Origin of the sequence: Saccharothrix sp. ALI-22-I, from assembly GCF_001984175.1 — a bacterium.
Classification (GTDB): Bacteria; Actinomycetota; Actinomycetes; order Mycobacteriales; family Pseudonocardiaceae; genus Actinosynnema.
In genome coordinates, this window is the sequence record NZ_MTQP01000069.1 from 274,820 (window position 1) to 296,067 (window position 21,248).

Here is a 21,248-nt window from a genome sequence, read left to right on the forward strand (position 1 = left end):
AGACCACATGGCCGACTTCGACGTCCCACAGGCGTTACGGCAAGCTCGACGCCCTGACCGCGGAACAAGGGCGGCAGCACCACCACGCGCATCTACGAGTTCGAGGTCTACGCGTGAGTCGTCCGAGGAGGTGGTCCTCGTCGGATCCACGTGGTCATGTTCCGCGACGCCCGCGAGAGCCGACCGCTACTCCCCCGCTCCCGCCGCGGCGGGAGCGGCGGGCTCGTGGCGGGACAGGCGGCGCAGCGTGGGGTTGGCGGTCGCGTAGACGGTGAGCAGGGCGGTGCCGGCCGCGCAGGCCAGGACGGCGTGGGTGGCGGGCAGCAGCTCCACCAGGAACCCGCCGACTGCGGGACCGGCGATCGCGGCGGTGCCGAGGGTCACGCCCATGACGCTGCTGAGCCTGCCCCGCAGTTCGTCGGGGGTGAGCAGGAGCTGGTAGGTGGTGATGGTGGTGTTGGCGGTGGGCGCGAGGAACGCCATCGCGGCGAACAGGGCGCCGGTCTGGTAACCACCCTCGGCGATCGCCGCCAGCGGCATCAGGGCGGTGATCACCCAGAAGACGCCGACGATGGACGTGTGCGGGCGCAGCGCCCGGTGCAGGCGCGGCGCCACCAGCGCGCCGAGGATACCGCCCGCACCGAGCATGGCCGCCATGACGCCGATCTGCCCGGCCGGGACGCCGCGCTGCTGCGCGACCGCGATGACCAGCAGGTAGAACGCCTGGAAGAACAGGTTGAGGCCGATCGCGCAGACCGCGACCACCCGCACCACCGGTTGCGCCCAGACCCACTTCAGGCCCTCCGCCACCTCGCGGCGGAAGTGGCGTGCGGGGGCGCGCTCCCTGGTGCGGGTGGGGATGCGGATGAACAGCAGCGCGACGAACGTCGCCACGTGCGCCAGCGCCTCCACGGCGAACGGCAGCCATCGGCGCAGCCCGAACAGCAGGCCGCCCAGCGCGGTGCCGGCGAGCTGGCCGAGGTAGCCGCGGGCCGCGTTGAGTGCCACGGCCGTGGACAACTGGCTCTCCGGCACGAGGGCGGGCAGGGCGGCGTCCTCGGCGGGTTCGGACAGCGACCGGCACACCCCGAGGACGACGATCACGAGCACCACGAGGAGCACGCCGGCGCGGTCGAACCACAGGGCGGCGACGAGCCCGCTCACCGCGAGCGCCTGCACCGCCTCGCAGATCAGCATCACCCGCCGGCGGTCCCAGCGGTCCACCAGGGCGCCCGCCGGGAGCCCGGCGAGGAGTTGGGCGGCGGCGCCGGCGCCCAGCACGAGGCCGGACGCCGCCGCCGAACCGGTCAACGCCAGCACCAGCAGCGGGAGCGCGATGGTGGACGCGCTCGAGCCGGCCTCGGACAGTGCCTGGCCGACCCACAGCAGCCGGTAGTCGCGGTTGCGCGACAGCGGGGCGGTCACCTCCCGCCCCGGCAGTCCGCGGCGATGCCGCGCAGCGCGTCGAGGAAGTCCTCCGCGACCCGGCGCACGGTGGCCTCGTCGTGCCGGTCCGGCTGGTGGTACCAGGTGAAGCGGAGTTCGCCGGCGGCGACGCCGCCCACCACCTCCAGTAGGTGCGGTCCGCGGTCGGTCGGGTCGCCGTCCTGCCCGATCGGGTCGTGCACCGCGCGGTAGAGCGAGTCGCCGGTCTGGTCGGTGGCGCTGTCGGACTGGCCCAGGTAGTTGAACACGATCTGCGGGCCGGGTCCGGACAGCCGCTCGCGCGCCTGCGGCGACCCCAGGTAGCGCAGCGCCCCGAAGCCGAGGCCGTTGCCGGGGATGGTGCGCAACTGCCGCCGCACCGCCTTGACCCGGTCGCGCCACCTCGGCTCGTCGGCATCGGGCACGGTGAGCGCGACCGGGTAGAGCGTGGTGAACCAGCCGACCGTGCGGGACAGATCCGCGCCGAGGACGTCCTCGCGGCCGTGGCCCTCCATGTCCAGCGACACGGTGGAGCGCCCGGTGAACCGGGCCAGGGCATGCGCCAGGGCGGTGAGCAGGACGTCGTTGACCCTGGTCCGGTAGGCGGCCGGGGCCAGGTGCAGCAGCGCGTCGGTGTCCTCGGCGCCCAGGGCCACGTGCACCGTGCCGGCCGGGGTGCCCGGCCGTGGCTGCTCGTGGTCGACCGGCAGCGGCTCCGCCCGCAGCGCGGCCTCCCAGTGCTCCAGTTCGTGGTCGAGGCCGCCTTCGGCGGTGTGCCGGCCCAGCCGCTGCGCCCACTCCCGGAACGACGTGGTCTTGGCACCCAGGTCGACCTCTTCGTCGCGGGCGGCCTGCCGGTAGGCGGTGTCGAGGTCGTCGAGCAGCACGCGCCACGACACGCCGTCCACGACGAGGTGGTGTACCGCGAGGAACAGCAGCGGCGGTGCGCCGTCGGCGTGGAACAGCACGGCCTTGAGCAGCGGCCCGCGGGCGAGGTCGAAGCCGGTGTGGGCCCGGTCCGCCACCTCGACCATGCGCGCCTCGCGGTCGTGCCCTTCGACGGCGGTGAGGTCGTGCCGGTCGAGGACGGTGACCGGTTCGACCGGGGCGTTGTGCTGGCGCCACCGCCCGTCGACCCGCTCGTAGCGCATCCGCAGCGCGTCGTGGTGGCTGAGCAGGGCGTCCAGTGCCCGCTCCAGGGCGCGTTCGTCCACCTCGGGGTCCAGTTCCAGCAGCATGGACTGGTTGAAGTGGTGCGGCGCGACCGTGCGGGTGTCGAAGAACCACTGCTGGATCGGGGTCAGCGGCACGTCGCCCACGACCTCGGCGGTGTCCGCCGGGGTGTCGGCGACCTCGGTGGCCACGGGGGCCAGCGCCTCGATGGTCTGGTAGCGGAACAGGTCCTTGGTCGTCAGGGCCAACCCCGCCTTGCGTGCTCGGGACACGACCTGGATGACGAGGATCGAGTCACCGCCCAGCTCGAAGAAGTTGTCCCGCACCCCGACCCGGTCCGCGCCGAGCACGAACGCCCACACCTCGGCGAGCGCCGCCTCCACCGGGGTGCGCGGGGCGACGTGGCGCCCCTCGTCGTCGGCGGAGGGTTCCGGCGCGGGCAGGGCGGCCCGGTCCAGCTTGCCGTTGGGCGTCACCGGCAGCGCGGGCAGCGCCACGAACGCCGAGGGCACCATGTAGGCGGGCAGGGTGCGGCCCAGGAACTCCCTCAGTTCCGCGGCCGCCGGTTCGGCGTCGGCGTGGACCAGGTAGGCGACCAGGCGGTCGTGGCCCTGGCCGGTGTCCCTGGCCACGACCGCGGCCTCGGCCACACGGGGGTGCCCGAGCAGCGCGGCCTCGATCTCGCCGGGTTCGATGCGGTGACCGCGGATCTTGACCTGGTCGTCGATGCGGCCCAGGTACTCGACCGTGCCGTCCGCGCGGCGGCGGACCAGGTCACCCGAGCGGTACATCCGCTCCCCCGGCTCCCCGAACGGGCAGGCCACGAACCGGGAGGCGGTCAGGCCGGGCCGGTTGAGGTAGCCGCGGGCCAGCCCGGCACCGGCGATGCACAGCTCGCCGGGCACGCCGACGGGCACCGGTCGCAACAGGTCGTCGACGATGTAGAGCCGCGTGTTCCAGGCGGGGTGGCCGATGGGCACCGGGCCGGGTGCCAGCGGCGCGCCGGGTTCCACGCGGTGCTCCATGCAGCCGACGGTCGCCTCGGTGGGTCCGTACTCGTTGACCACGGCGGCGGTGGGGTTGGCCCGGCGCCACTCGTCGACCACCTCGCCGAGCAACTGCTCACCGCCGACGACCAGGTCCCCGGTCGGCGACAGCTCCGCCGGGACGGCGCCCAGCAGCGGCAGGTGGCTGGGCGTGGCCTTGAGGAACGTCGCCCGCTCGGTCGGCGTCGCGTCCTCGGCCAGTTCCTGGACCAGGACGCGCCCACCGACCAGCAGCGGGCCGAGCAGGGTGGTCACGGTGAGGTCGAACGACACCGGCGAGTGCAGGACCGCCGCACCGCGCAGGCCCGGATATACCTCGCCCGCCCAGGTCAGGTAGTTGACCACGGACCGGTGCTCGACCACGACGCCCTTGGGGCGGCCCGTCGACCCGGACGTGTAGATCACGTACGCCGCGTCGCGGGTGGTGAGCGGTCGGGTGCGGTCGTGATCGGTGAGGTCGTGGTCCGGGACGTCGGAGTCGGACTCGTCGCGCACCCGCGCGGGGTCGTCCAGCACCAGCACGGGGCGGGCGTCGTCGAGCACGAACGCGACCCGGTCGGCCGGGTGGTCCGGCTCGATCGGCACGTACGCGCCACCGGCCTTGAGCACGGCCAAGACCGCCACGACCAGCTCCACCGAGCGCGGCAGCGAGATCGCCACGTACCGGTCGGGGCCGACGCCCCGGTCGACCAGCCGCCGCGCCAACCGGTTGGCGCGGGCGTCGAGCTGCGCGTAGGTGAGCGCCACGCCGTCGCCGACCAGCGCGACCGCGTCGGGCGTGCGGTCCACCTGCGCCCGGAACAGCTCGGGGAGCGTGGCGTCGGGGACGGCGTGCGCGGTGTCGTTGCCGACCTCCAGGGCCTGCCGCCGCTCGTCGTCGGCCATCAGCGGCAGCTCGGCCAGCGGGCGGTCCGGGTCGGCGACGGCGGCCTCCAGCAGCACGGCCAGGTTGCCGGTCAGCCGTTCGACGGTGGCGGCGTCGAACAGGTCGGTGCTGTAGCTGACGGCGCCGTACAGGGCGTCGTCGGCCTCCTGGAATTCGACGGTGAGGTCGAAGTTCGCCGCGACCACCGGCAGCCCGAGGTCCTCCACGTGCAGGCCGGGCAGGTCGGACGCCGGCTCGGGGTTGTTCTGCAGGACCACCATGACCTGGAACAGCGGCGTGCGGCTGGTGTCCCGCTCGGGCCGCACCTCGTCGACGATGCGCTCGAACGGCACGTCCTGGTGGGCGAACGCGTCCAGCGCGGTGCCGCGCACCTGCCCCAGGAACTCGCGGAAGGTACTCGAACCGTCCACTGAGGACCGGAGCACCAGCGTGTTGACGAAGAACCCGATCAGCCCTTCCAACTCGGTGCGCTCACGCCCGGAGGCGACGGTGCCCACGGCGATGTCGTCCTGCCGGGACCAGCGGGCGAACAGCGCCTGGCACGCGGCGACCAGCGCCATGAACAGGGTGCCGTCCTGCTGCCGGGCCAGTGCCTTGAGCCGGTCGGCGACCCCGGCGGGCACGGTGAAGGCGTGCACCGCGCCGCGGGTGCCGCGGACCGCGGGCCGGTGCCGGTCGGTGGGCAGCTCCAGCGGCGGCACGCCCGCCAGCCGCTCACGCCAGTGGCCGAGTTGCCGTTCCAGCTCGGGCCCGGCCAGCCGCTCGCGCTGCCACACCGCGTAGTCCGCGTACTGCACCGGGAGTTCGGGCAGCTCGGCGTCCACGCCGGACAGCTCCGCCCGGTAGAGGGCGCCCAGCTCCGAGGTGAGCACCCCGGCGGACCAGCCGTCGGTGACGATGTGGTGCATCACCAGCAGCAGCACGTGGTCGTCGTCGACCAGGCGCAGCAGCACCGGGCGCAGCAGCGGGCCGCGGGCCAGGTCCAGCGGGCGCGTGGTCTCCGCCGCCAGCGCCCCGCCCAGTCCGGCCTCGCCGCCGGGCACCTCCACCACGGGCAGGTCCACCGGGTGCGGCGGGTGCACGACCTGCACGCCGCGGCCGTCGACGGTGTCGAACGTGGTGCGCAGCGACTCGTGCCGGGCGACCAGCGCGGTCAGCGCCCCGGCGAGCGCGTCGACGTCCAGCTCGCCACGCAGCCGGAGGATCGACGGCGAGAGGTAGTCCGCGCCGCCGGGTTCGAACTGGTCGAGGAACCACAGCCGCTGCTGTGCGAACGACAGCGGCAGCGCCCCGTCGCGCGGGGCGCGTGGGATGACCTCGTCCGCCCCGGTCTCGGCGGCCAGCGCCTCGACCAGCCTGGCCGGGGTGGGCGCGGTGAACAGCACCCGCGGCGACACCGGCACGTCCAGCTCGGCGCGCAGCCGGGATACGACCCGGATGCTGAGGATGGAGTCGCCGCCCAGCTCGAAGAAATTGTCGTCCAGCCCGACGCGGGGCACGCGGAGCACGTCGGCCCAGGCTCGGCAGACCCGTTCCTCGACGGGCGTGCGCGGGGCCCGGTACGCCGTGCCCGCGTCGGCGAGCACGTCCGGCGCGGGCAGCGCGCGGCGGTCGACCTTGCCGTTGGGCGTCATCGGCACCGCGTCGAGCCCCACGAACGCCGTCGGGACCATGTGGTCGGGCAGGCGCTCGGCCAGCCACGACCGCAGTTCCGCCGGGCTCGGGCCGGCCGGGACGACGTAGGCCACGAGGCGCTTGTGGTCCCCGTCCTCCCGGGCGACCACGACCGCGTCGCGCACGTCCGGGTGCCGGGTCAGGGCGGCCTCGACCTCGCCGGGTTCGATGCGGAAACCGCGGATCTTGACCTGCTCGTCGGTGCGGCCCAGGTACTCGATGCGACCGTCCGCGTGCCACCGCGCCCGGTCGCCGGTGCGGTACATGCGCTCGCCCGGCACGCCGAACGGGTCGTCCAGGAACCGCTCGGCGGTCAGTCCGGGGCGGTTGAGGTAGCCGCGCGCCAGTTGCGCGCCCGCCAGGTACAGCTCGCCCGGCACACCGACCGGTACCGGCCGGAAGTCCTCGTCCAGCACGTAGGCCCGCACGTTGCGCAGCGGACGGCCCACCACCACGGGCGAGCCCGGCGCGATGCGGCACGACAGGGCGTCCACAGTGGACTCGGTGGGACCGTAGAAGTTGTAGCTCGCCGTGCCCGGCGCCTCCGCCAGCCGCCGCCACAGCGACTCCCCGATCGCCTCACCACCGAGCATCAGCACCCTCGGCCGGTGCTCACGGTCCAACAGACCCACCGCCAACAACTGCTGCGCGTACGACGGCGTCAGGTCGAGGAAGTCGATGCGCCGCTCCACGACGTAGTCCACCAGCGCCGGCGGGTCCAGGCGCAGGTCCTCGTCCAGCACGTGCAGCTCGTGGCCGTCGGCCATGAGCACGAAGCCCTCCAGCGACGTGTCGAAGGAGAACACCGCCGACAGTGCCACGCGCAACCGCCCGCCACCGGCGTCGGCCACGAAACCCTCGCGGTGGTTGACCACCAGGTTGACCAGGCTGCGGTGCTCCACCACCACACCCTTCGGCTTGCCCGTCGACCCCGACGTGTAGATCACATACGCCGCATGCTCCGGGCACAGCGGCGACAGCCGGTCCACGTCGGTCAGGTCGGAGAGGTCGGTGACGGCGGTGACCTCCGGCGAGCCGAGCAGCGATTCGGTGATCACGAGCACCGGGTTCGCGTCGGTGGTCAGGAACTCCACGCGGTCGGCGGGCAGGTCCGGGTCGATCGGCAGGTAGACACCGCCGGCCTTCCACACCGCCAACAGCGCCACCACGAACTCCACCGAGCGCCGCAGCGACAACCCGACCACGCGCTCGGGGCCGACACCGACCGACACCAGGTAGCGCCCGACGCGGTTGGCGCGTGCGTTCAGCTCGGCGAAGGTCAACGACCGGTCGCCGACCACCAAGGCGGTCGCGTCCGGCGTCGCCCGCACCCGCGCCTCGAACACGTCGGTGAACGTCACCACCGGCACGTCGCCGGCCGTGTCGTTCCACTCGACGACGACCTGCCGACGCTCCTCCTCGGTCATCAGCGGCAGTTCCGCCACTGGCCGGTCGGGGTCGATCGCGATGCCCTCCAGCAGCACCATCAGGCGGGCGGCGAGGCGTTCGGCGGTCGCGGGGTCGAACAGGCGGGGGTCGTAGTCCAGCTCCAAGCGCAGCCGGTCGCCGAGGTTGGCGCTGAGGGCGAGCGGAAAGCTGGTGGTGTCGGCGCCCTCGACCTCCAGGACGCGGACCTGCTGCTCGGCGTCGACGAGCTCGTCGACGGGGTAGTTCTCGAACACCACGGCGCTGTCGAACAGGTTCGCACCCGCCGGCACGTCGCTCCACGACCTCAGATCGGCCAGCGACACGAAGTCGAACCGGCGGGACTCGATCTGCTCGGCCTGGAGTTCCCGCAGCCACGGCAGCACGCCCCGGCTCGCGTCGACCCGGACCCTGGTCGGCACGGTGTTGATGAACAGGCCGACCATCGACTCCACACCCGGCAACTCCGCCGGACGACCCGACACCGTCGTACCGAACACCACATCCGACTCACCGCTGTAACGCGACAACAACAACGCCCACGCACCCTGCACCACCGTGTTCACCGTCAACCCGGCGGTGCGGGCGACCCGGTCCAGGGTCGCCGACCGCTCCGGGGTCAGCTCGGCCCCGGCCGAGGCGCTGGACGCGGCGCGGTGCGCCTCGACGGGCGGCCGGTCCCAGGGCAGCGGGGTGGGCGACTCGACGCCGGCGAGTACCTGCCGCCAGTGCCGCTCGGCCGCCGCGGTGTCCTGCTCGCCGAGCCACCGCAGGTAGTCGCGGAACGGGCGGCGCGGGGTCAACCGCGGCGCCCGTCCGTCGGCGAGGGCGGCGTACTGCTCGCACACCTCGGCCAGCACTTGGGCGAGGCTCCATCCGTCCATCAGGACGTGATGGGCGGTCCAGAACAGGGTGACCTCGTCGTCGGTCAGCCGCGCCACGGCCAAGCGCAGCAGCGGCGGCCGGGTCAGGTCCAGCCCGTCGGCGTCCTCGGCGATCACCCGGTCGTGCGCGGCGTCCTTCTCCTGCTCGGAGAGGTGGCGCCAGTCGTGGTGGACGACCGGCACCTCGACGCGGCGGTGCACGACCTGGAGCGGCTCCTCCACGCCCTCCCACACGACGGTGCTGCGCAGCACGGTGGTGCGGTCCACGACGCGGCGGCACGCCTCGGCCAGCACGTGCGGGTCGGTGACGCCGGCCAGCCGCAGCCGGAACCGGTTGAAATAGGCGTCGGAGGTGTCGTCCACGAGCGTGTGGAACACCATGCCCGCCTGCAACGGGGTCAGCGGGTACAGGTCCTCGACCGACCGGCCGTCGCCGACCAGGCGGTCGACCGAGGCCTGGTCCAGCCGGGCCAGCGGGAAGTCCGACGGCGTGCGACCACCGGCACCGGGCCGCGCGCAGTGCTCCACGATCTCCCGCAGCGCGGTCATCGTCGCCTCGGCCACCGAGAGCACGGTCGACTCGTCGTGCACGTTGTCGGAGTAGAACCACGACAGGACCAGCTCACCGTCCTCGACGCCGCCGACGACGTCGAGCAGGAACGCCCGCGGGCTGCCGGCGGGCGCCTCGTCGCCGGGGGTGTCCCGCCGGGCCCGATACAGGCCCTTCCCCTCGGCCGACGCCACGTCCCACTGGCCGTGGTAGTTGAAGCTGACCGGCGGCAGCGGGGCGCCACCGAGCACCGCCGCGCCGACCTGGCCGAGCTGCCGCAGCGCTTCGTAGCCGAAGCCGCGGCGCGGCACGGCCCGCACCTGCTCCTTGACCGACTTGAGCACCGCGTCCCAGCCACCGTCGGGCACGGTGAGCGCGAGCGGGTACTGGGTGGTGAACCAGCCGACCGTGCGGGAGGTGTCCACGCCGTCGAGCACGTCCTCGCGGCCGTGGCCCTCCATGGTGACCGCCACCCGGTCCAGGCCCGTCCAGTCCGCCAGCGCCCGGCCCAGCGCGCTGAGCAGCACGTCGTTGGCCTGCGTGCGGTAGGCGTCGGGCACCCGGTGCAGCAGGGCGTCGGTGTGGTCTCGGTCGAGCCGGACCGACACGACGCGGGTGGACCCGGCGGTGTTGGGGCCGTCGCGGTCCACCGGCACGGCACCGGGCTCACCGTCGAGCACGGCGCTCCAGTGGGCCAGCTCGTCGTCGAACGCGCCGGAACGCACGTGCTCGGCCAGCCGGTGCGCCCACTGGGTGAAGCGGGTGCCGACCGGTGCGAGGTCCACCTCCTCGCCGGCGGCGACTCGGCGGTAGGCCGTCTCCAGGTCGCCGAGCAGGACGCGCCACGACACGCCGTCCACCACGAGGTGGTGCACGGTGAGGAACAGACTCGGCCGGTCCCCGCCGGTGAACAGCAGGGCGTGCAGCAGCGGGCCCTGGGCGATGTCCAGGCCGGTCCGGGCCGCCTCGACGACAGCGGCCACGGCCTCGGCGCGGGAACTCTCGTCCAGGCCGGACAGGTCGTGGTACTTCAGGTGCCCGCCGAGGCCGATCGGCGCGGGCTCCTGACGCCACTCGCCGTCCACCCGGGTGAACCGGGTGCGCAGCGCCTCGTGGTGGGCGACGACCGCGTCCACGGCACGCGACAGCGCCGCCGGGTCCACGTCCTCCTCCAGCTCCAGGTGGAACGACATGGTGAAGCGGTGCGGGTCCGGCGCCGAGTCGAGGAACCAGCGCTGGATCGGGGTCAGCGGCGCGGGTCCGGCGATGTCGGGCCGCTCGGCGGTCCGCTCGGCGGTCCGCTCGGCGCGGGTGCGCACGACGGTGGCCAGCTCGGCGACGGTCTGGTGGGTGAAGACGTCCTTGGTGACCAGCTCCAGGCCCGCCTGACGGGCCCGGGAGACGAGCTGGATGCTCAGGATCGAGTCGCCGCCGAGGCCAAAGAAGTTGTCGTGCACGCCGACGCGCTCGACGCGCAGCACCTCGGCCCACACGCGGGCCAGCTCCTGCTCGACGGGCGTGCGGGGTGGCACGTAGCCCTCCTGCACGCCGCCGCGCGCGTCGGGCGCGGGCAGGGCGCGGCGGTCGACCTTGCCGCTGTCGGTCTTGGGCAACCCGTCCAGCACGACGAACAGCGACGGCACCATGTAGTCGGGCAGGTCCCGCTTGAGCCAGGCCCGCAGGTCGTCGGCGGTGGGCGCGGTCGCGCCGGCGGGTACCGCGTAGCCGACCAGCCTCAGGTGGCCGGGGTCGTCCTCCCGCGCGACCACGACCGCCTCGGCCACGTCGGGGTGACCGGTCAGGGCGGCTTCGATCTCGCCGGGCTCGATGCGGTAGCCGCGGACCTTGACCTGGTCGTCCGCGCGGCCCTGGTACTCCAGCACGCCGTCCGCGGTCCAGCGGACCACGTCGCCGGTGCGGTACATGCGGCTGCCGGGCGCGCCGAACGGGTCGGCGACGAACCGCTCGGCGGTCAGGCCGGGCCGGTTCAGGTAGCCGCGTGCCACCTGGTCGCCCGCCAGGTACAGCTCGCCGGGCACGCCGACCGGGACGGGCCGGAAGTCCTCGTCCAGCACGTAGGCTCGCAGGTTGCGGCCGGGCGCGCCGATCACCGGGCGGTCGCGGTCGGTGATCGTGCTCCACACCGAGTCGACGGTGCACTCGGTGGGGCCGTAGAGGTTGACGCCGATGACGCCGTCGGCGTCGGCCAGCGCCCGCCACAGCGGCTCGCCCACGGCCTCGCCGCCCAGGGCCACCAGCCGCGGCCGGTGGTCCGGGTGGGTCAGCACGCCCTCGGGCAGCAACTGGCGGAAGTAGGACGGGGTGCAGCTCAGGAAGTCGATCCGGTTCCGGACCAGGTGCTCGGCCATCGCCCGCGGGTCGAGCCGCACCGCGTCGTCCACCAGGTGCAGCTCGTGGCCGGCGGCGAGCAGGAGCAGGCCCTCCCACGAGGCGTCGAAGGAGAACACGGCGGTGGCGATGCCGCGCAGCCGCGTCCCGTCGCCGGGCAACAGGCGAGCGTGGTGGTCGGCGACCAGGTTGGCGAGGTTGCGGTGCTCGACCACGACGCCCTTGGGCCTGCCGGTGGACCCGGACGTGTAGATCACGTACGCGGGGTGCTCCGGCCGCAACGGGGCGGCGCGGTCGTCGTCGGTCGGGTCGGTGGCGGGCAGGGCGTCGACGGCGGCGCGCGTGGCGGGGTCGTCGAGCACCACGCGGAGCAGCCCTTCGGGGACATTGCCGCCGTCGCCGGTGGTGACCACCAGCACGGGCCGCGCGTCGTCCAGCAGGTGCGCGACGCGGTCGGCCGGGTGCCCGGGGTCCACCGGCAGGTACGCCCCGCCGGCCTTGAGCACGGCCAGCACGGACACGACCACCTCCGGCGAGCGGGGCAGCGCCAGCGCCACGACGGACTCGGGACCGACACCGGCGGCGACCAGGCGCCGGGCCAGGCGGTTGGCGTCGGTGTTGACCTCGGCGAAGGTCCACGACCGGTCACCGGACACCAGGGCCGTCGCGTCGGGCGTGCGGGCGGCCTGCGCCTGGAAGACCTCCTGGTAGGCCGGTGCGCCACCGCCGGAACCGGTGTCGTTCCAGTCCTCCAGCACGTGCCGCAGCTCGTCGTCGGTCAGCAGGGGCAGGGCGGACACGGTGCGGTCGGCGTCGGCGGCGACACCGTCGAGCAGCACGCCGACGTGGGCGGCCATCCGCTCGGCCGTGGCGGCGTCGAACAGCGCGGTGTCGTAGGTGAGCACCGCCTCCAGCCCGCCCTCGTGCTCCTGGAACTGGAACGACACGTCGAAGCCCGCGGCCACCGACGGCGGCGGCACCTCCTCGACGCGCAGGCCGGGCAGGCGGGGGCCGTCGTCCGGGGTGTTCTGCAGGACCACCATGGCCTGGAACAGCGGCGTGCGGCTGGGATCGCGCACCGGGTGCACTTCGTCCACGACGCGCTCGAACGGCACGTCCTGGTGGGCGAAGGCGTCCAGCGCGGTTTCCCGAACCCCGCGCAGCAGCTCGGTGAAGCGGCGCCGCGGGTCGACCTCGGTGCGCAGCACCAGCGTGTTGACGAAGAAGCCGACCAAGCCCTCCAGCTCGGTGCGGTCGCGGCCGGACACGACGGTGCCGACGGCGACGTCCCGCTGCCCGGACCAGCGCGAGAACAACACCTGGCAGGCGGCCAGCAGCACCATGAACAGGGTGCCGTCCTGCTGCCGGGCCAGGGCCTTGAGCCGCCCGGCAACCTCGGCGGGCACCGAGAAGTGCACCAACGCGCCCTGCTTTCCGCGCGTCGCGGGCCGGGGCCGGTCGGTGGGCAGCTCCAGCGGCCGGACGCCGTCGAGCGCACGCCGCCAGTGGGCGAGGTGCTGCTCCAGGGCCTCCTCGGTCAACGCCTGCCGCTGCCACACCGCGTAATCCGCGTACTGCACGGGCAGCTCCGGCAACTTGGCCTCGGTGCCGAGCGTGGCGGCCTCGTAGCAGGCGCCCAGCTCGGCCAGCAGAACGCCGTTGGACCAGCCGTCGGTGACGATGTGGTGCAGGACCAGCGACAGGACGTGGTCGTCGTCGGCAAGCCGCACCAGCCGCGCCCGCAGCAGCGGGGCGTGCCGCAGGTCGAACGGGGTGGTCGTCTCCTCGGTGAGCACGCGCTCCAACTCGGCCTCGGGACGCCCGGTGAGGTCGACCAGCGGCACCCGGACGCGCTGCGGCGGGTGCACGACCTGCACGCCGCGGCCGTCGACGGTGTCGAACGAGGTGCGCAGCGACTCGTGCCGCGCCACCAGCGCGGTCAGCGCCGTGTCGAGCGCGGCCACGTCGAGCGGGCCGCGCAGCCGGAGGATCGACGGCGTCAGGTAGTCGACGCCGCCGGGTTCGAACTGGTCGAGGAACCACAGCCGCTGCTGGGCGAACGACAGCGGCAGCGCCCCGTCGCGCGGCGCGACCGGGATGTCGGCCGTGCGGACGCGGGCGGAGGCCGAGACCAGTTCGGCGATCCCGGCGACGGTGGGGTGGGTGAACAGGGCGCGCGGCGACATCTCCACGTCGAACGCGGTGCGCAGCCGGGAGATCACCCGGATGCTGAGGATGGAGTCGCCGCCCAGCTCGAAGAAGTTGTCCTCGACGCCGATGCCCGGCACGCCGAGCACTTCGGACCAGATGTCGGCCACGTCGCGCTCCGCGTCGGTGCGCGGCGCGACGTGGCGACCGCGGGCTGCGACGAGGTCGGGCGCGGGCAGGGCATGGCGGTCGACCTTGCCGTTGGGCGTCACGGGCACGGCGTCCAGGGCGACGAACGCGGCGGGCACCATGTACTCGGGCAGGGTGCTTCCCAGCCTGGACCGCAGGTCCGCCGTGGTGGGCACGGTGGAGCCGGTGGGCACGACGTAGGCGACGAGGCGCTTGACGCCGCTGTCCTCCCTGGCGACGACCACCGCTTCACGCACGTCCGGGTGGCGGGTGAGGGCTGCTTCGACCTCGCCGGGTTCGATGCGGAAACCGCGAATCTTGACCTGCTCGTCGGTGCGACCCAGGTACTCGATGCGGCCGTCGGCGTGCCACCGGGCACGGTCACCGGTGCGGTACATGCGCTCGCCCGGCGCGCCGAACGGGTCGTCCAGGAACCGCTCGGCGGTCAGCGCCGGCCGCCCCAGGTAGCCGCGCGCCAGTTGCGCGCCCGCCAGGTACAGCTCGCCAGGGACTCCGATCGGGACGGGCCGGAAGTCTTCGTCGAGGACGTAGGCGCGCACGTTGCGCAGCGGGCGACCGACGACCGGCCTGCCCTCACCGGTGATCCGGCACGACAGGGCATCCACGGTGGACTCGGTGGGGCCGTAGAAGTTGTAGCTCGCCGTCCCCGGCGCCTCGGCCAGCCGACGCCACAGCGACTCGCCGATCGCCTCACCGCCGAGCATCAGCACCTTCGGCCGGTGCTCGCGGTCCAGCAGCCCCGCCGCCAGCAACTGCTGCGCGTAGGAGGGGGTCAGGTCGAGGAAGTCGATCCGCTGCCGCACGACGTACTCGATGAACGCGGGCGGGTCCAGGCGCACGTCGTCCTCCAGGACGTGCAGCTCGTGGCCGTCGGCCATGAGCACGAAACCCTCCAACGACGTGTCGAAGGAGAACACCGCCGACAGCCCGACGCGCAACCGCCCCCCACCGGCCTCGGTGACGAAGTCCTCGCGGTGGTTCACCAGCAGGTTGACCAGGCTGCGGTGCTCCACCACCACGCCCTTGGGCCTGCCGGTCGAACCCGACGTGTAGATCACGTACGCCGCGTTCTCCGGACGCAACGGCGCGAGCCGGTCCGCGTCGGTCAGATCGGCGTCGGTCAGGTCGTCGGGGTCGTCGGCGGTCGGCAACGCCCCGTCGACCACCAGCACCGGGCCGGCGTCGCGCAGCACGAAGTCCACGCGGTCGACGGGTAAGCCGGGGTCGATCGGCAGGTAGACACCGCCGGCCTTCCACACCGCCAGCAGCGCCACCACGAACTCCACCGAACGCGGCAGCGACAGCGCCACCAGGCGCTCCGGGCCCACGCCCGCGGCGACGAACGCCCGCGCCACGCGGTTGGCGCGCGCGTTCAGCTCGGCGAACGTCAACGACCGGTCCCCCACCACCACGGCGGTCGCATCCGGTGTGGCCCTCACCTGCGCCTCGAACACCTCCGGGAACGTCACCACCGGCACCTCGCCGACCGTGTCGTTCCACTCCACCACCACCCGCCGACGCTCCTCCTCGTCCATCAGCGGCAACTCGGCCAACGGCCGGTCGGCGTCGGTCGCGATGGCGTCGACGAGCAGGTGCAGGCGGTCGGCGAGGCCGCGGGCGGTGTCGGTGTCGAACAGGGCCGGGTCGTAGGCCAGGTCCAGGCGCAGCCGGTCGTCCAGGACGGCGCTGAGGGTGAGCGGGAAGGTCGTGGTGTCGCGGGCCCGCACCTCGGTCACCCGGACGCCGCCCACCTCGGCGACGTCGTTGAGCGGGTAGTTCTCGAACACCACGGCGCTGTCGAACAGGTTCGCACCCGCCGGCACGTCGCTCCACGACCTCAAGTCGGCCAGAGACACGAAGTCGAACCGCCGCGACTCGGTCTGGGCCGCCTGGAACTCCTTCAACCACGCCAGGGTCGCGGCGTCCCCGCGCACGGTCGCCCGCGTCGGCACGGTGTTGATGAACAGGCCGACCATCGACTCCACACCCGGCAACTCCGCCGGACGACCCGACACCGTCGTACCGAACACCACATCCGACTCACCGCTGTAACGCGACAACAACAACGCCCACGCACCCTGCACCACCGTGTTCACCGTCAACCCGGCGGTGCGGGCGGTGCGGCGCAGCCGGTCGGTCTGCTCGGCGGTGAACACCACGGGCACCGCGTCGGAGGACTCGGTGGCGTGGTCGCGCGCGGGCTGCCGGTCGTAGGGCAGCGGGGTGGCGGCGGCGAAGCCCGTCAGCGCACCGCGCCAGTGCCGCTCCGCCTCCGACCGGTCGCCGTCGGCCAGCCAGCGCAGGTAGTCGCGGAAGGGCCGCCGGGACACCAGGCGCGGCGCGCGGCCGTCGACGAGAGCCGCGTAGTGCTCGCACACCTCGGCGAAGACCTGGGCGAGGCTCCATCCGTCCAGCAGCACGTGGTGGAAGGTCCAGACGAGCAGCACCTCGTCGTCGGACAGCCGGGCGAGGGCGATCCGCATCAGCGGGGCCCGGCGCAGGTCGAGGTCTTCGGCGGCCAGTCGGTCCAGCTCGCGCTGCCGGTCCTGCTCGGACAGGCCGCGCCAGTCGTGGCGGGTGACGGGCAGCTCGACGCCGGTGCGGACCACCTGCACCGGCTCCGGCACGTCCTCCCAGACCAGTTCGCCGCGCAGCACGGGCGTGCGGTCCACGACGCGCTGCCAGGCGGTGGCGAGGGCGCGCTCGTCGGCGACGCCGGCCAGCCGCAGCCGCACCTGGTCGAAGTAGGCCGTCGAGGACGGGTCGACCAGGCTGTGGAACAGCATCCCCTCCTGCAACGGGGTCAGCGGTTGCACGTCCTCCACGCCGCGCCCGTCGCCGACCAGCCGGTCGACTGCCGCCTGGTCCAGCCGGGCCAGCGGGAAGTCCGACGGCGTGCGACCACCGGCACCGGGCCGCGCGCAGTGCTCGACGACCCCCCGCAACGCGGCCATCATCGCCTCGGCCACCGAGAACACGGTCGACTCGTCGTGCACGTTGTCGGAGTACAGCCAGGTGAGCACCAGCTCGCCGTCCTCCACCACGCCCACGACGTCGAGCAGGTACGCGCGGGCGTTGTCGGGGGCGGTGTCGCGGCCGACGGGGGCGCAGCGGGCCCGGTACAGGCCCTCGTCGCCGGCCGCCACGTCCCACTGACCGTGGTAGTTGAAGCTGATCCTCGGGTGCGGGTCCGAGCGCAGCGCAGCGGCGGGCGAGTCGGGCGCGCCGAGGTAGCGCAGCGCCCCGTAGCTCTGGCCCCGGCGCGGCAGCGCGCGCACCTGCTCCTTGACCGACTTGAGCACCGCGTCCCAACCGCCGTCGGGCACGTGCAGCGCCAGCGGGAACTGGCTGGTGAACCAGCCGACGGTGCGGGAGACGTCCAGGTCGTCGGGCACGTCCTCGCGGCCGTGGCCCTCCAGGCCGATCAGCACGCGGTCCCGACCGGTCCAGTCGGCCAGCGCCCGGCCCAGCGCGCTGAGCAGCACGTCGTTGACCTGCGTGCGGTAGACGCCGGGCACCTGGTGCAGCAGGGCGTCGGTGTCGGCGCGACCGAGCCGCACGGTGAGCGCGTGCACCCCCTCAGCCGGGTCGCCGCCCTCGTGGTCCACGGGCAGTTCGGCCGGGGCGGACGCGGCGAAACCGGTCCAGTGGTCGAGGTCGGCGTCCAGCTCGCCGGCGGACACCCGCTCGGTCAGGCGGCGCGACCACGTGGCGAACGCGGTGCCCACCGGGTCGAGCCGGACCTGTTCGCCGCGCAGCACCTGGTGGTAGGCGGTGTCGAGGTCACCGAGCAGGACGCGCCACGACACGCCGTCCACCACGAGGTGGTGCACGGCCATGAACAGGCGGGGACGCCGGTCGTCTCCGAGCCGGAACAGCAGGGCGCGGACCGGGGAGCCCGCGCCGAGGTCGAGGCCGGACTGGGCGGCCAGGGCGTCGGCCTCGACGGCCTGGTCCAGCGCGTCGCCGTCCAACCCGGACAGGTCGCGCACCTCCAGCACACCGGTGGGCGGGGTGGGCGCGATCTCCTGCACCCACCGGTCGCCGTCGCGGGTGAAGCGGGTGCGCAGCGCCTCGTGGTGCGCCACCACGGCGTCCACGGCGGTGCGCAGCGCCCGTTCGTCGAGGTCGGGGGTCAGCTCGACGAACGTGGACATGGTGAAGTGGTGCGGCTTGCCCGGCGCGGTGTCGAAGAACCACTCCTGGATGGGCGTCAACGGCACGGGGCCGGTGACCGGCGCTTCCGGCGCGCGCACGTCGTCGCCGACGGCGGTCACGTCCGCGGCGAGTTCGGCGATGGTCGGGTGCAGGAAGATGTCCTTGGAGGCCAGCTTCAGACCGGCCTGCCGGGCGCGGGCGACGACCTGGATGCTCAGGATCGAGTCGCCGCCCAGCTCGAAGAAGTTGTCCTCGACGCCCACGCGCTCGGCGCGCAGCACCTCGGCCCAGATGCGGGCCAGCTCGCGCTCCACGGGCGTGCCGGGCTCGACGTGGTGGGACGCCGCGGCGGCGGGTGCCTCGGGCGCGGGCAGCGCCTTGCGGTCGACCTTGCCGTTGGTGTTCAGCGGCAACGCCTCCAGCGCCACGAACGCCGAGGGCACCATGTAGTCGGGCAGCTCGCGCTTGAGCCACGACCGCAGGTCGGTGTCGGCGGGCACGGCCCCGTCGGCGGGCACGAGGTAGGCGACCAGGCGCTTGCGGCCGTCCTCGGCGCGGGCGACGGTGACCGCCTGAGCCACGCCGGGGTGGTCCATGAGCCGGCCGTCGATCTCGCCGGTCTCGATGCGGAAGCCGCGGATCTTGACCTGGTCGTCGGTGCGGCCCACGAACTCGAGGGTGCCGTCGGATCTCCACCGCACCACGTCGCCGGTGCGGTACATGCGGGAGCCGGGCGGGCCGAACGGGTCGGGCAGGAACCGCTGAGCGGTGGCGCCGGGCTGCCCGAGGTAGCCGCGGACCACGCCCGCGCCCGCCAGGTGCAGCTCGCCGGGCACGCCGACCGGGACGGGCCGCAGGTGCTCGTCCAGGACGTAGGCGGCCATGCCGTCCAGCGGGCGGCCGATCGGCACCACGTCCGGCACGGCGTCGGCCGAGGTCATCGGGTGGCAGGTGGCGAACGTCGTGGTCTCGGTCGGGCCGTACACGTCCACCGCGGTCAGGCCGGGACACACCTCCAGGACCCGCCGCACCGCCGCCGCCGGCACCACGTCACCACCGGTCCACACCTCGCGCAACCCCGCAAAGCACGCCGGGTCGTCCTGCGCCAACACCCGGAACAGACCTGACGTCAGGAACACACCCGTCACACCGTGCCGACCCACCACCTCCCGCAACACCCGACCATCCACATCACCGGCAGGCGCCACCACCGCACGACCACCATTGAGCAACGGCACCCACAACTCATAAGTCGTCGCATCGAACGCCTGCGCCGAATGCAACAACACACACCCGTGCGCACCGCCGCCGAACCGCGAATCCAACGCCAACGCCACAACATCCCGATGCCGCACCGCCACACCCTTGGGCACCCCCGTCGAACCCGACGTGAACATGACATAAGCCAGGTTGTCCGGGTGCACGGGCACGTCGACGGGTCCGTCGCCGGGTTCACCGGGGTCGCCGTCGAGCAGGATGACGTGTCCGGTGTGGATGGTGCGAGTGGTGCTCTCGTGCGCGGGGTCGGTGATCACGACGGCGGTGCCCGCCTCGTCGAGCACCCGTCTCATGCGGTCGGCGGGCGCGCGCACGTCCAGGGGCACGTAGGCCGCGCCCGCCTTGGTGATGGCCAGTTCGGCGACGACCAGGTCGGTGGAGCGCTCGGCGAGCAGCCCGACCGGGTGCTCGGGGCGCACGCCCGCGGCGATCAGCCGGCGCGCCAGCCGGTCGGCCCGCGCGTCCAGCTCGGCGTAGGTCAGCGTGGTGTCCCCCGCGACGACGGCCGTCCGGTCCGGGACGCGCCGCACCTGCTCGGCGAACAGTTCGGTGATGGTGCGGGCGGGCGGCTCGCGGTGCGCGTCGTTCCAGCGCACGAGCACCTGGTCGCGCTCGTCGTCGGACATCCACGGCAGTTCGGCCAGGGGACGCCGGGGGTCGGCCGCCACGCCGCCGAGCAGCCGCACGAGGTGCCCGGTGAAGCGCTCGACCGTGGCGGCGTCGAACAGGTCGGTGTTGTACTCGACCTGGCCGGTCAGCGCGCCGTCGCGCTCCTGGAACTCGATGGTGAGGTCGAAGATGGCGTCGCGCCTGGACATCTCGACCTGCTCGACGCGCAGGCCGGGGAGCTGCGGTGGCGTGCGGTAGGGGTTCTGGAGCAGCACCATGACGTCGAACAGCGGGTTGCGGCTGGGGTCGCGGTCCTTGCTCACGGCGTCGACCAACTGCTCCAGCGGCGCCTCGTCGTGGGCGTAGGCGTCCTTCACGGTCTGCTTGACCTGGTCCAGGAAGTCGGTGAACGCCCGCTCGGCGTCCACCGTGGACCGCAGTACGACGGTGTTGACGAAGAACCCGACCAGCCGGTCGAGACCGGGGCGGTCGCGGCCGGTGGTGACGGTGCCGACGGCCACGTCGTCCTGGCCGGCGTAGCGGGCCAGCAGCGCCTGACACGCGGCCACGAGGACGGTGAACAGGATCGTGCCGCGCTCCTGGGCCAGGTCGCGCAGGGCCGCGGTGACGGGCGCGGGCACGGCGAACGCGTGTGCCGCGCCGCCGGTGGTGCGCACCGGCGGGCGGGGCCGGTCGGTGGGCAGCTCCAGCGGCGTGGTGCCGGTCAGCCGCCGCGTCCAGTGGTCGAGGTGGCCGCGCAGGGCGTCACCGGACAGGCGTTCGCGCTGCCAGGCGGCGAAGTCGGCGTACTGGATCGGCAGCGGCGGCAGCGGTGCCTCGCGGCCGTCCAGCGCCGCGCGGTAGAACTCGACCAGCTCCTCGGTCAGCACGCCCATCGACCAGCCGTCGGTGACGACGTGGTGCGCGGTCACCAGCAGCACGTGCTCGTCCTCGGCGAGCCGCACCAGCAGCGCCCGCACCAGCGGACCGCGCCGCAGGTCGAACGGCCGGGAGTACTCCTCGACCAGCACGTCGTCCAGCTCGTCGGAGCCGGCGACGACCACCGGCACGTCCAGGTCGAACGGCGGGTGCACGGCCTGCACGCCCCGGCCGTCGACCTCGTCCAGCGTGGTGCGCAGCGACTCGTGGCGGGCCACCAGCCCGCGCAGCGCGGCGGTCAGCGCCGCCACGTCCAGCCGCCCGACCAGGCGCAGCGCCAGCGCGCTGTTGTAGCCGGAACCGCCGGGCTGGAACTGGTCCAGGAACCACAGCCGCTGCTGGGGGAACGACAGCGGCAGGGGCCTGTCCCGGTCGGCGGGCTTGATGGCGTCGGTCTGCTCGGCGCGGCCGGCGAGCCGGCGGCGCATCTGCTCCCTCAGGTGCGGGGGCAGCGCGGCGATGCGGTCCTCCATCGACGACGACATGGCGTGGTC

2 protein-coding genes are annotated in these 21,248 nt (G+C 73.7%); both read right to left on the bottom strand.

The features are described from left to right. Positions 1-186: 186 nt before the first annotated feature. Complete coding sequence (locus tag ALI22I_RS43540) at positions 187-1,425, bottom strand: MFS transporter (RefSeq protein ID WP_077011438.1); 1,239 nt, start codon at positions 1,423-1,425, stop codon at positions 187-189. Next, positions 1,422-21,239 carry a non-ribosomal peptide synthetase gene (locus ALI22I_RS43545; protein WP_077011439.1) on the bottom strand — a complete coding sequence of 6,606 codons (19,818 nt, stop codon included), beginning with the start codon at positions 21,237-21,239 and terminating at the stop codon, positions 1,422-1,424. The genes ALI22I_RS43540 and ALI22I_RS43545 overlap by 4 nt, the downstream gene beginning before the upstream one ends. Between the last annotated feature and the right edge of the window lie 9 nt (positions 21,240-21,248).